9 protein-coding genes are annotated in these 12656 nt (G+C 70.5%); 6 read left to right on the forward strand and 3 right to left on the reverse strand.

The annotated features are described in order from the left end of the window. Window positions 1-295: 295 nt before the first annotated feature. The 3 genes from HZB25_12895 to HZB25_12905 all read right to left on the reverse strand — a co-directional run bounded on the left by HZB25_12895 (window position 296) and on the right by HZB25_12905 (window position 5085). Window positions 296-1843: a T9SS type A sorting domain-containing protein gene (locus HZB25_12895; GenBank protein MBI5838128.1), complete on the reverse strand. Its 1548-nt coding sequence runs from the start codon at window positions 1841-1843 to the stop codon at window positions 296-298. A 246-nt stretch (window positions 1844-2089) separates the two neighbouring features. After that, window positions 2090-3508, reverse strand: coding sequence for a Si-specific NAD(P)(+) transhydrogenase (sthA, locus tag HZB25_12900; GenBank protein MBI5838129.1), 1419 nt, complete (start codon window positions 3506-3508; stop codon window positions 2090-2092). Between the two features lie 35 nt (window positions 3509-3543). Continuing rightward, the gene (locus HZB25_12905; GenBank protein MBI5838130.1) at window positions 3544-5085 is read right to left on the reverse strand and encodes an FAD-binding protein; all 1542 of its coding nucleotides are present in this window, start codon (window positions 5083-5085) and stop codon (window positions 3544-3546) included. A 330-nt stretch (window positions 5086-5415) separates the two neighbouring features. On the opposite strand from HZB25_12905, the gene HZB25_12910 reads away from it, so the two are divergent. The 6 genes from HZB25_12910 to HZB25_12935 are packed head-to-tail and all read left to right on the forward strand — an operon-like array spanning window position 5416 to window position 12547. After that, entirely contained in the window at window positions 5416-6006 is a 591-nt protein-coding gene (locus tag HZB25_12910) for a cytochrome c3 family protein (protein ID MBI5838131.1), read from the forward strand. Between the two features lie 7 nt (window positions 6007-6013). Next, the gene (locus tag HZB25_12915) at window positions 6014-8956 is read left to right on the forward strand and encodes a molybdopterin-dependent oxidoreductase (protein ID MBI5838132.1); all 2943 of its coding nucleotides are present in this window, start codon (window positions 6014-6016) and stop codon (window positions 8954-8956) included. A 1-nt stretch (window position 8957) separates the two neighbouring features. After that, a complete protein-coding gene (gene nrfD, locus HZB25_12920; protein ID MBI5838133.1) occupies window positions 8958-10307 on the forward strand; it encodes a polysulfide reductase NrfD in 1350 nt (449 codons plus the stop codon). Then, the gene (locus tag HZB25_12925; protein ID MBI5838134.1) at window positions 10304-10810 is read left to right on the forward strand and encodes a DUF3341 domain-containing protein; all 507 of its coding nucleotides are present in this window, start codon (window positions 10304-10306) and stop codon (window positions 10808-10810) included. Before nrfD ends, HZB25_12925 begins: the two co-directional genes overlap by 4 nt. Beyond that, entirely contained in the window at window positions 10800-11288 is a 489-nt protein-coding gene (locus HZB25_12930) for a cytochrome c (protein MBI5838135.1), read from the forward strand. Before HZB25_12925 ends, HZB25_12930 begins: the two co-directional genes overlap by 11 nt. Next, window positions 11285-12547 carry a hypothetical protein gene (locus tag HZB25_12935; protein MBI5838136.1) on the forward strand — a complete coding sequence of 421 codons (1263 nt, stop codon included), beginning with the start codon at window positions 11285-11287 and terminating at the stop codon, window positions 12545-12547. The genes HZB25_12930 and HZB25_12935 overlap by 4 nt, the downstream gene beginning before the upstream one ends. Window positions 12548-12656 lie beyond the last annotated feature (109 nt).

Here is a 12656-nt window from a genome sequence, read left to right on the forward strand (position 1 = left end):
TGCGGGCCGCCCCTTCGCGTTGTGGGCGGGCACCTCTGCACGCCGTTACTTCCCGCTGCGCCGACACGTCTTCCCATGCCCTCTCCCGGGGCGCGGGTGCACCTCTCAGGGCCCGCTCGGCTCGACATCCTGTCGAGCCATCGCTGCGGCTGCTCTCTCCTCCGCCTCCTGGCTCCGTCGGTCGCAGACGCACCCTGAGAGGTGCACCCGCGCCCCGGAAGAGGGCCTTGCAGTGACGTGCGTCGAAGCCGCGATGCGTCGCAGGTCAGGCATTCATGCCTGACCCACATCCGCCTTAGCGCAGGCGCACCAGGCGCTGGGTGCGCATTCCTGCTTCAGTGCTCAGGCGCACGAAGTAGAGGCCCGCGGGGGCGTGGGCGCCCGACGCATTCCTGCCGTCCCAGTCTACGCTGTGCTCCCCGGCGGTCTGCTGGGCCGCGGCGACCTGCCACACGGTGCGGCCGGCCACGTCCAGCACGTCCAGCGACACCCGCCCCGGTGTGGGGATCGAGTAGCGCAGGCGCTGCGGTCCGGCGCCGGGATTGGGGGAGGGGCGGTAGAGGGCCAGTGCATCCGTGGCGTTGCCGGCTCCCACCACGGGGACGGTCACGTGGAACATCGCGTCGCTGACGTCATTGCCCTGGTTCAGGGCGTGGTCGAACGCGGTGGCGCGGACCAGGGCGCTGTCGGTGGCTCCGTTGGGGATGGTCCAGGCGGTGGTTCCGCTGGCGGACAGGCCGTGCTGCAGGGACAGCCACGGGCCGGCGGCACCGTGGACGGAGTAGTCCAGGTTCACGGAGTCCACGGCGACGTTGTCGGTGGACGACCACTGGACCGTCTGCGAGCTGCCCTGCGGCCAGGATTCGCCGCCGTTGGGGGCGATCACGGTGGCGACGGGGCGGGTGGTGTCGGCGGCGGCCACGTCGCGGCGCATCACCCAGTAGGTGGCGTTCATGAACAGGGTGCTGTCGGTGGCGCCGGCTTCGCCCCAGCCGTCGAAGATGTTGCTGTTGCCGGGCTGCGCCGAGCCGTCGTCGGCGGGGCTGCTGTCGCCCACGAACACGATGCGACCGTTGCCGTACACCACGCTGGCCGCCATCACCTGGGTGGTGCTGGACTGGGGCACGCCGTTCATCCACACCTCCCCGCGCACCGTGGCGTTGATGCCCGGGTAGAGCACGAAGGAGTCCCCGGCGTGGAACGCCAGCCCCGTGACGTCGCCCACGGGGCCGTGGAGGACCGAGTCGCTGGCCGAGCTCGCGACGTTCGTGGAGGTCTGGGAGAAATTGTTGTTGCCCTCGCCGGTGACGTTCCAGTGCACACCCCAGAGTTTCTGGGCGTCCAGTGCGTTGTAGATGCGGGGGGAGTCCCAGCCGTCGCTGTTGCGGTCGGACGCGTTGTGGTCCCCCACCGCGACGATCCCGCCGCCGTCGCGCACAAAATTGAAGATGGCCGTGGATTCCGCCGCGCTGAACGGGGTATTCGGCTCGGGGATCACGAACGCGTCGAACTTCGAGAGGTCATAGGGATTCCCGATGTTGCCGTAGGTGATCCCGTACGCGGAGGTGAGCGTGGCCACGTACACGCCGCGCTTTGCCAGGTCGATACCCCACGAGGAGATGGCACCCAGCCAGGTGGTTCGCGGCGTGGCCATGGTCACGGTGGACTGGTCGGGCACCGGGAGCGGCTGGTCGGTGTCAATGATCCAGTCCGCGTTGCCGGCGGTCTCCGCGTGGGTGTTGTCGAAGAGCACCCGCTTCTGGGCCGCGGACGCGGGGGAGAAGTGCAGCAGGGCCAGCGTGGCCAGGACTGCCGGGATGGTCAGGGGTACGGCACGACGCATGGTGGCCCTTTCCGGTTGGCGGAGCGCGAAGTGGTCGTCGGGGAACGGGGGCCGCCGCGCCGCTCACGGGGGATGTGAGTCGGGGGATCCCCACGCGGAGAATCCCCCACCGGCGCAACATAGTGGATTATAGCAGAGAAGACGGTCCCGGGGACAGCCCGGATCGGGGCCGCCCGGACCCCGGCCTGGTTGCGACAGGCCGGACCGCGGCCTGATCGGCCCTTGAAGGAGTCCGCCCGCGCCGCTTCAGGCCGCCCGCGGCAGGGCGACCGATCCCGGGGCGACGCCCAGCTTGTTCATGCAGTCCAGCGCCGCGACCTTGTAGCACTCCGCCAGGGTGGGGTAGTTGAACACGTTGGCCAGGAAGAACTCGAGCCCCCCGCCGAAGGCCATCACCGCCTGGGCGATGTGAATCAGCTCGGTGGCCCCGGTGCCGATGGCGTGGGCCCCCAGCAGCGCGCGCGACTCGCGGTGGAACAGGAGCTTCACCAAGCCGTTCTCGTCGCCCAGGATCTGGCCGCGGGCGATCTCGCGGTAGCGGGCCACGCCCACCTCGTAGGGCACGCCGTCCCGCGTGAGCTCGTCCTCGCTGCGCCCCACGAAGCTGATCTCGGGGATGGAGTAGATGCCGTAGGGGAACAGCACCGGCACCATGCCCGACGCGATGCCCAGCGCGTGGCAGGCCGCGAGGCGGCCCTGCTCGGCGCTGGTGGAGGCCAGGCTGGGGAAGCCGATCACGTCGCCCGCGGCATAGATGTGCGCCACCGCGGTTCGGAACTGCCCGTCCACCTTGATGCGGCCGCGGCCGTCCGCTTCCAGGCCGGCGGCGTCCAGGTTGAGGTCCTCCGTGGCGCCCGCCCGCCCGGCGGAGTACAGCAGCGCCTGCGAAGTGATCACCTTGCCGCTGCCCAGCCGCGCCACGGCGCGGCCGTCGCCGTCCATCTCGATGGAGCTCACATCCTCGCCCAGCCGGAACACCACACCCATGTCGCGCAGCTGGAACACCAGGTCGTCCACGATCTCGCTGTCCAGGAACTCCATCAGCCGCGGCCGCTTGTCCACCAGCGTGACGCGCGTGCCCAGCACCGCGAACATGGACGCGTACTCCGTGCCGATCACCCCGCCACCCACCACCGTGAGGGTGCGGGGGATGTCGCGCAGCCGGAGCACCTGGTCGGTGTCCAGGATCACCTCGCCGTCGGTGGGGATGCTGTCGGGCACCGCCGGCCGCGTCCCCACGGCGATCACAATCCGCTCCGCCGACACGCGCAGCGGCTCGCCCTCGCCGCGCACCACCAGCGTGTGCGGATCCACAAAGGTGGCCGTGCCGGTGAGCACGGCGATGCCGTTGCGCTGCATCTGGGAGCGGATTACCTGCATCTCGCGCTGCACCACGCAGTCGGTGCGCCGGTGCAGGTCCTGTGCGGTGATGTTCTGCTTCACCCGGTGGGAGTCGCCGTACATGCCGCGCTGCTGGTGGCCGGTGAGGTACAGCACGGCCTCGCGCAGCGTCTTGCTGGGCACCGTCCCGGTGTTCAGGCACACGCCCCCCACCGCCTCGCGCCGCTCCACGACGGCGACGCTGTGGCCCAGCTTGGACGCCTGCACCGCGGCGCGCTGCCCGGCGGGGCCGGTCCCGATGACCAGCAGGTCGAATTCCAGCATGGTGGTTCCCTCCACCGCGGGACGGGCCCGCAGGTTCAGTTTCCCTGGGTCGGCTCGGCCGGGCGGCGCAGGGGGGCAGTGAGCGCCAGGTTGCGCACCCAGGAGATCGCGGCACGCGCGGCACGCAGCACGCGCCACGCCAGGCGCGCCGCGGCGTGTCCCGGCGGGGCCGCGCCCGGGGGCACGGCCACGGCTGCGTACTCGGTTTCGGCGAGGGCCGCGAGCAGGGCCAGCACGACCCCGGAGCCTGCCTGCAGGCTCACGCGCACCCGCGCGCGGCGCAGGAACAGGACCCGGAACCCCGTCACGGCACGCAGGCGCCGCGCGAGGGATGCGGCCGCTCCCATAAACTGCGCCGCGGCTTCCGACTCCATCACGGCGTTGCACCCGAGGCCCGCGACGGCGCCTTCCCCGGACGCCGGCCCGGAGGCGCGCCGGTCCAGGATGCGCCGGGCAGTCCCGGGGGATTCCCGCTCGCGGTGCGCGGAGAGCGACGGGGCCTGCAGGAGCTCCTCCGAGGACGCGTCCTCGAAGTCCACGTACACGCCGCCCTCGGCGGACAGGTACTCGAGATTGGTCGGCAGCCGGCCGGAGCGTTCCGCCTCCTCGGCCAGGCAGCGGGCGAAGCGCAGCGCCGCGACGGGCTCGCGAAACGCGAAGAAGTGCGCCCGCGCCTCCAGCGGCTCGCGCGGCACCCCCGCATCCACGTGCAGGGCGACCACCACGCCGACGCGGAAGTCGGAACCGCACAGGTCGGCGGGGCGCAGCGGCGGAAGCCCGGCGCGGTCCAGCCAGTCCAGCGCCGCCTCCACCTCCAGGTGCCTCGGGCCGCGGCGGAGATCCTCGAGGAGGTCCAGCCCGCCGTCGTCATGAAGCCGCAGGAAGTAGCCGTCGGGAGTCGCCAGGTCCACCGCGCGCACTCCCGACGGGCCCGGTCCGTGCGCGAAACTGTTGCGGCCGATTCCCGAAGCGGAGAACCAGGCGGCCACGGAGTGCGACTCGTCCTCGGGCACCGCGCGCAGCGCGAGGCCGGCGCCGGCCAGCCGCTCCCGCGCGGCCGCCGCGGTCACTCCCGCCCCCAGCACCACGCGCCGTCGCGCGGCGCTGACCCCGAGCGCGGTGAGGCCGGAGAGATCCAGCACCAGGCAGTCCTTCTGAACTGCCCCGGGCCGGGCCTCCGTGGGGCCAACCGCGGCGCCGGGGGCCTGGACCCGGACCCTCGTGCCGCGGGTGCGGGCCCATACCAGCGCGCGGGCCACCTCCCAGCCGTCCTGAGGACGGAACCACACGGCTGCGGGAGCCGCCGGCCTGAGTCTCTCCAGTCCCGCACGCACGGTCGAGATCCACGCGCGGCCGGCCCCGGCGGAAACCCCGCCCGCCCGGACCGGTCCCACGTGGATCCTCCCCGCCAGGGTGCGCAACTGGCCCGCCTCCGCCTGGGCCGCGAGGGCTTCGTACAGAGAGTATGCGGCGCTCCGCGCGAGCATCAGCCCCGGCGCTTCCTGGAGCGCGCCGCCGGCCTCGGGGAGCCACGCGCGAATCGCCCGCACCTCGGGGGCCGGCATGGCCGCGGGCATGGGTGGGGCAGCGGGGGGCCCATCCGGCCGCAACCCGCTCACAGCGCTTTCGTTGTCCGCCCCGGCCGGCGATGCGCCGCCCGGCGCCAGATTGAGTCCCGTTTCCATCGGGTCCTTAATCGGCAGGGCGGGACCGGAAGTCCATGCTTGCGTGAGTCCGGCATTTCGGTTAAGTTGGCGCGGTTGTTTGGACTCGAGCTGGCCGCTCACCTAAGGAATCTCACCACGCTCGGCAGCGGTACCCGGCAGGTGCGGGTGCGCCTGGGCGGTTGTAGAGATTGCGTTGACTTCCGCGGGGGGCTCCCCGGTCCCCGTGGCGGAATGAGACTCATGGATCGATCGTCGGCCCGTTTCCTGATCGGATCGCTTGTCCTACTGGCCGCGGCACTCTCCCTCGAGGGGTGTGGCCCCGCGCGCGGGGTCATTACTTCCTCCGGCGTGACCGTGCCTTCCGCCGCCCGCGGCATCCCGTCCTCCGGCCCGGTCCAGCCCATCGACTTCCGTCACAACATCCACGCGGGCCAGTACCGGATCCCGTGCCTGTACTGCCACGCCTACGCCGACAAGTCGCCGGTGGCGAACATTCCGGCCGTCTCCGTGTGCATGAACTGCCACAAGTTCGTGAACGGCTCCACGCCCGAGTTCGACAAGCAGATCCAGTCGGTGCGCGACTACTTCACGCGCGGCGAGCCGATCCCCTGGGTCAGCGTCTACCGTCTCCCGGACCACGCGTTCTTCAACCACAAGCGGCACGTGAAGGCCGGGCTGGAATGCCAGGCCTGTCACGGGCCGGTGGAGACGATGGAGCGGGTCTACAAGTACTCATCGCTGAAGATGGGCTGGTGCGTGAAGTGCCACAAGGCGAACCTCCACAACACGAAGTTCGCCGCCAGCATCGACTGTTACACCTGCCACAGGTGATTCGAAGATGTCCGACGGATTGAAGCGGCGCGATTTCCTGAAGCTGGTGGGCCTCGGCGGTGCGGCCGTGGCGGCAGGCTGTGCCCGGCGGCCCGCCGAGACGGTGCTCCCGTTCTCCGCGCAGCCCGAGGACATCATCCCCGGCATTCCCACGTATTACTCCAGCGCGTGCCGCGAGTGTCCGGCGGGCTGCGGGGTGGTGGCCACCACCCGCGAGGGTCGCGTCGTCAAGCTGGAGGGCAACGCGGAGCACCCGGTGAACCGGGGCGCGCTGTGCGCGCGCGGCCAGGCCGGCCTGCAGTCGCTGTACCACCCCGACCGGCTGCGCACCCCGATGCAGCGCGACGGCGCCACCTGGAAGCCCGTGACCTGGGACCAGGCGCTGGGCCTGCTGGCGGTGAAGGCGCGCGCCGCGGGGGCGAGGACCGCGGTGGTGACCGGCCACGAGACCGGCGCGGTGGACCGCCTGGTCGGCGAGTGGCTGGCGGCGCTGGGCTCCAACCAGAGGCTGCGCCACGAGGCATACGGTCACGAGGCATTGCGCGAAGCCACGCGGCTGGCGTTCGGGCGGGCGGTGGTGCCCACGCACGACTTCGCGAAGGCCCGCGTGGTGTTCTCGCTGGGCGCGGATTTCCTCGAGACCTGGCTGAACCCGGTGGGCGCGGCGCGCGGCATGGCCGACGGGCGCGACGGCCGCGCCGACGGCGCGCGCTTCGTGGCCTTCACCTCGCGCCAGGACCTCACCGCCGCCAACGCCGACCAGGTGGTTTCGATCCAGCCGGGCTCCGAGATCGCGGTGGCCCTGGGCCTGCTGCACGTGATCACCGCCGAGGGGCTGGGGGAGCGCTCCGCAGCGGCCGCGGCGGCCGCGTGGGACCCGGCCACGGTGGAGAAGCACTCCGGGGTGCCCGCCGAGGCGCTGCGCCGGCTGGCCCGCGAGTTCGCGGCGGCCCGCCCGGGCCTTGCGGTCGCCGGGGGCGTGGCCTCGCAGGGCGACAACGCCACCGGGCTGTGCCTGGCGGTGCACCTGCTCAACGCGGCCTGCGGCAACGTGGGCGCCACGGTGAACCTGGACGCCGCGCAGCGGCTCGAGGGCCTGGCGTCGCTGCGCGAGATGAAGGCGCTGGTGGACCGCATGAACGCGGGGGGTGTGGACGTGCTGGTGATGCACGGCGCCAACCCGGCGTTCACGCTGCCCGCCTCGCTGGGTTTTGCCGCGGCGCTCAAGAAGGTGGGCTTCAAGGTGAGCCTGGCCCGCCAGATGGACGAGACCGCCGAGCTGTTCGACCTGGTGCTCCCCGCCAGTCACGCGCTCGAGTCGTGGGATGACGCGGAGCCGGTGACGGGCGTGCGCAACCTGCTGCAGCCCGCGATGCGCCCGGTGTTCGGGACCCGCTCGCTGGGGGAGATCTTCTTCGCCACCGGCAGGCAGGTCGGCATGGCGCTCAAGCAGGCCGACTTCCTTGGCTACCTGCAGGACGCCTGGAAGCCGCTGCACGCCGCGCACGGCGGCGGCGTGGACTTCGACACATTCTGGACCCGCACGGTGCAGGCGGGCGGCCTCTTCAGCCCGCCAGCGGCCTCCGCGGCGCGCGTGCTGCCGGGCGCGGGGGCCTTCAGGTTCGCGCTGCCGCGACTCTCCGGCGCGGAGGGCGACCCGGCGCTGCTGGTGTTCCCCTCGGCGCTCTTCTACGACGGCCGCGATGCCTCCAAGCCGTGGCTGCAGGAGCTGCCCGACCCGGTCTCGAAGGTGGTGTGGAACTCGTGGCTGGAGGTGTCTCCGGCCACCGCGAAGGCGTTGGGCGTGGAGCAGGGCGACGTGGTGGCGGTGGAAGGACTGGAGCAGCGCCTCGAGGCGCCGGTCCTCGTCTACGAGGGGCTGCGCGACGACGCCGTGGCCCTGCCGCTGGGCCAGGGCCACACCAGCCTCGGCCGCTACGCCAAGGGCCACGGGATGAACCCGTTCGCCGCGCTGCGACCGGTGCTGGACGAGGCCTCGGGGGCGCCGGCCTATCTGCAGGCGCGGGTGAAGCTGGTGAAGACCGGCCGTCATGAGAAGCTGACCAGCGTTTCCTACGGGACCGACCAGCTGGACCGCGGCATCGCGCAGCTGATCCCGGCGGCGGCGCTGGCCACGGCGAAGCCGCCGGTGCCCTTCGGGGACGCCGCGCTGGAGACGCCGTACGTGCCGAGATACAAGAAGGAGTACGCCAAGCGGCCGCTGTCCGCGAACCCCCTCAACTCCGGGCACCGCTGGGGCATGGCCATCGACCTGGACCGCTGCACCGGCTGCAGCGCGTGCGTCACCGCCTGCTACGCGGAGAACAACATCATGGTGGTGGGCAGGGACGAGGCCCACAAGCACCGCGTGATGTCCTGGATCCGGATCGAGAAGTTCTACGAGCGGCGCCCCGACGGCTCGCTCGAGGTGCGCCACCTGCCCATGACCTGCCAGCAGTGCGACAACGCCGGCTGCGAGACGGTCTGCCCCGTGTACGCCACCTATCACAATCCCGAGGGCATCAACGCCCAGATCTACAACCGCTGCATCGGCACGCGGTACTGCTCCAACAACTGCCCGTACCGGGTGCGCCGGTTCAACTACGTGCCGGCCGAGCACCCCGAGCCGCTGAACTGGCAGTACAACCCCGAGGTCACGGTGCGCAGCAAGGGCGTGATGGAGAAGTGCAGCTTCTGCATCCAGCGGATCACCGCCGCTCGCGACACCGCCAAGGACGAGGGGCGCGACATCCGCGACGGCGACGTGACCCCCGCGTGCGCGGGCACCTGCCCGTCGCAGGCGATCGTATTCGGCAACCTGGACGACCCGAACAGCCGCGTGGCCCGGCTGGCGACGAACCCGCGCGGATACAAGGTCCTCGAAATGCTGAACATGCAGCCCAACGTCAACTACCTCAAGCGCGTCCGGCGTGACGCGGCGAAGGCCTGACATGAGCCGGGCGACGGCGTCGGTGGAGCGTCCCACCTACCAGGAAGTCAACGAAGAGCTGCTGGTGGCGCTTCGCACCCCCAGCCGTGAGTACTACCTGGCGCTGGGCTTCTGCATCCTGCTGGTGATCTGGGGCGCGTGGTCCTGGAACTACCAGCTGGTGCACGGTTTCTACGTGTACGGGGCCACGCACCCGGCGATGTGGGGCACCTACATCGTCAACTTCGTGTTCTGGGTGGGCATCGCGCACTCCGGCACGCTGATTTCGGCGATCCTGTTCCTGTTCCGGGCGCACTTCCGGAGGGCGATCTACCGGATGGCCGAGGCCATGACCGTGCTCGCGGTGATGACCGCCGGGCTGTTCCCGATCATCCACGTGGGGCGCTCCTGGATGATCTACTTCGCCGTGCCGTACCCCAACCAGCGGGAACTGTGGGTGAACTTCCGCTCTCCGCTGGTGTGGGACGTGTTCGCGGTGAGCACCTACTTCACCGTCAGCTCCATCTTCCTGTACACCGGCCTGATCCCGGACATCGCCGCGGCCCGGGACCGCGAGACCCGCCCGCTGCGCAAGTTCCTCTACACCATCCTGTCGCTGGGCTGGCGCGGCACCTCGCGGGAGTGGAAGCACTTCAACGCCGCCTACGTGTACCTGGCGGCCTTCGCCACCCCGCTGGTGATCTCGGTGCACTCGGTGGTGTCGTGGGACTTCGCGATGTCCGTCAACCCCGGCTGGCACAGCACCATCTTCGCCCCGTACTTCGTGGCGGGAGCCATCTTCTCGGGCGTGGGGCTGGTGATCACCATCATGGTGCCGCTGCGCCGGATCTTCCGCCTGGAGCGCTGGGTCACGCTCGACCACTTCGACAAGATGGCGAAGCTGTGCCTGTTCACCTCGCTCATCGTGGCGTACTCCTACGCGCTCGAGTTCTTCCTAGTGTGGTACCACGGCAACGTGATCGAGCAGCAGGTGTTCCTCAACCGCGCCTTCGGGCCCATGGCGGTCGAGTTCTGGATCATGATCACCTGCAACGCCGTCATCCCGCTGCTGCTCTTCTTCAAGGGCGTGCGGCGCAACCTGACCGCGCTGTTCGTGATCTCGCTGTTCGTGAACCTGGGCATGTGGATGGAGCGGTTCGTGATCGTGGCCCAGACGCTGACGCAGTCGTTCGACCCGTCGGTCACGCTGGACCGCTACCGGCCCTACATCATCGAGATCGGGATCCTGGTGGGCAGCTTCGGCTGGTTCTTCATGTGGTTCCTGCTGTTCTCGAGGCTCCTGCCGATCATGGCCGTGGCCGAGACCAAGGAAGTCCTGCCGCTGAACGCGAAGCGGGGGTCCGGGAAATGAAGCCGCAGGGCGTGCTGGGCGTGTTCAACGACATGGGCGTGGCCGCCGCCGCCATCCGCGCGCTGAAGGGCTCCGGCTACCCGAAGCTGGAGGTGATGGCCCCGGCGCCGCACCACGAGCTGGAGGAGGCGCTGGAGCCGGAGCGCAGCCCGCTGAAGTACATCACCATGTGCGGCTCGTTCACCGGCTTCACCTGCGCCGTGCTGCTCACCTTCGGCACCGCGGCCGACTGGCCGCTGGTGGTGGGCGGAAAGTACGTGTGGGCGTGGCAGGCCTACGTGATCATCATGTTCGAGCTGACGGTGCTGTTGTCGGCCATCTTCACGCTGGTGGGTTTCATCCTCCTCTCGAAGCTTCCGCACACGCGGCTTCGCCTGGGCTACGACCCGCGCTTCTCCAACGACCGCATCGGGATCTGGATCGCGCTGCCGCGCGAGAAGTGGGACGCCGCCGCGCAGGCCCTGAAGTCCCACGGCGCGGAGGAGGTCAAGCTTGAAGGCTAGGCTCGCGATCCTGGCCGCGTGCGCGGCGCTCGCCGCCGCCGGGCCCGCCGGCGCGTTCCCCTGGAGCGGGGACATGCTGCGCAGCCCGGGCCTGCGCCCGCAGCGGGTCATCCTGACCCCGGCCGACTCCACCGTGCCGCGCACCGGCAAGGTGGATCCGGGGCTCCGCCGTGAGGCCGCGGACAAGCTGGTGAACCCCGTGCCGCGCACGGCGCAGTCCGAGGCGGCCGGGAAGGCGGAGTTCGAGCGCTACTGCGTGGTGTGCCACGGGCCCGCGGGGCTGGGCAACGGGCCGGTGGCGGCCCGGTTCCCCGGGGTGGCCAACCTGACCCTGCCGCTGTCGCAGGGGCGCACCGACGGGTTCATGTATGTGTACATCCGCCACGGGGGCGTGCTGATGCCCGCCTACGGCTACGGGGTGAAGGCCCGGGACGCCTGGGACGTGGTGAACTACGTGAGAAAGCTGCAGGGAAAATGAGCCACCACAAGGCCGCGGGCCTCCCGCTGACGCTTCCCAAGGACACCCCGCGCGGGCTGTCCGCGATCCTGCTGCTGATGGTGGCGGCCGGCGCGGCCATGTTCGCCTTCGAGCTCACGCGCGACCCGGCGCGCGCATGGCGGGCCTACTTCGTGGCGGTGATGTTCTTCTACGGCATCTCGATCGCGGGCGTGGTGTGGTCGGCGGTCACGCGCCTGTCCAACGGGCGCTTCGCCGCCCCGGTGGTGCGCATCATGGAGGGCCTGGGCGCCTTCCAGCCGGCGGGCTACCTGCTGTTCCTGGCCTTCCTGTTCCTCGGCGCGCGCCACGTGTACCCCTGGATCCACGAGGAGTACAAGCCCGCGCCGCACTGGCTGAATCTCGAAAGCGTGCAGCTGCGCCAGGGCCTGGTGATGCTGGCCGTGACCCTGTTCAACCTGGCCTTCATGCGCCTGGCGCTGAGGCCCGACATGGCGGTGCTGCAGTCCAAGGTCCCCGGGAAGCTCCGCGGCCTCTACCGCGGCTGGGCGCGCGGGTTCGGCGGATCGGACGTCGAGGTGGAGCGCAACCGCCTCACCCTGATGCGCCTCTCGCCGATGGTGGTGATCTTCTACGCCATCTCCATGACGCTGCTCTCCGTGGACCTGGTGATGTCCATGGAGCCCGAGTGGGTGAGCACGCTCTTCCCGGGCATCGGGTTCATCGGCACGTTCCTGGGCGCGATCTGCGTCACCGCGGTGATCACCTCGGTGGTCCGCTTCAAGTGGAAGCTGGAGGAGACCATCACTCCCCGGACCATGCACTCCGTGGGGCTGCTGGTGTTCGCGTTCTGCACCTTCTGGATGAGCATGCACTGGGCCGAGTACCTGACCATCTGGTACGCCAAGCTGCCCGAGGAGACCGGCTGGATGCAGGCCCGCCTGGGTGCGGAGTCGCCGTGGCTGCCGGTTTCGATCGCCTCGGTGGTGTGCGTGTGGCTGGTGCCGTTCGTGTCCATGATGACCAAGGCCGCCAAGTCCAACCCGAAGAGCCTGTCGTTCTTCGCCTGCCTGATGCTGACGGGCCTGTGGCTGGAGCGCCTGGTGTTCATCGCGCCGGCGCCCGAGGCCTCCCCGGAGCACGTCACGCTGGGCTTCGTGGAGGTGCTCGTGGCGGGCGGGGTGCTGGGGCTGTTCTCGCTGTGTTACCTGTGGTTCGTCTCGGTGTTCCCGCCGCTGCCGGCCGTGGACCCCTACGGCCCGGGGAGCGACACCCACTAGCCGGGGGGACATCCTGGCAACCGGGCCGGGGGCGACCCGATCCCGCAACAGCAAGGCCCGCCGTCGCTGGACGGCGGGCCTTGCTGTTGCGAACCGGATGTCGGATTTC

The organism is Candidatus Eisenbacteria bacterium (assembly GCA_016235265.1).
GTDB lineage: Bacteria > Eisenbacteria > RBG-16-71-46 > RBG-16-71-46 > JACRLI01 > JACRLI01.

Excerpts from the sequence above, each read along its gene's own strand:
- HZB25_12895 (MBI5838128.1), bottom strand. The coding sequence starts at position 1,843 with ATGCGTCGTGCCGTACCCCTGACCATCCCGGCAGTCCTGGCCACGCTG.
- sthA (MBI5838129.1), bottom strand. The coding sequence starts at position 3,508 with ATGCTGGAATTCGACCTGCTGGTCATCGGGACCGGCCCCGCCGGGCAG.
- HZB25_12905 (MBI5838130.1), bottom strand. The coding sequence starts at position 5,085 with ATGCCCGCGGCCATGCCGGCCCCCGAGGTGCGGGCGATTCGCGCGTGG.
- HZB25_12910 (MBI5838131.1), top strand. The coding sequence starts at position 5,416 with ATGGATCGATCGTCGGCCCGTTTCCTGATCGGATCGCTTGTCCTACTG.
- HZB25_12915 (MBI5838132.1), top strand. The coding sequence starts at position 6,014 with ATGTCCGACGGATTGAAGCGGCGCGATTTCCTGAAGCTGGTGGGCCTC.
- nrfD (MBI5838133.1), top strand. The coding sequence starts at position 8,958 with ATGAGCCGGGCGACGGCGTCGGTGGAGCGTCCCACCTACCAGGAAGTC.
- HZB25_12925 (MBI5838134.1), top strand. The coding sequence starts at position 10,304 with ATGAAGCCGCAGGGCGTGCTGGGCGTGTTCAACGACATGGGCGTGGCC.
- HZB25_12935 (MBI5838136.1), top strand. The coding sequence starts at position 11,285 with ATGAGCCACCACAAGGCCGCGGGCCTCCCGCTGACGCTTCCCAAGGAC.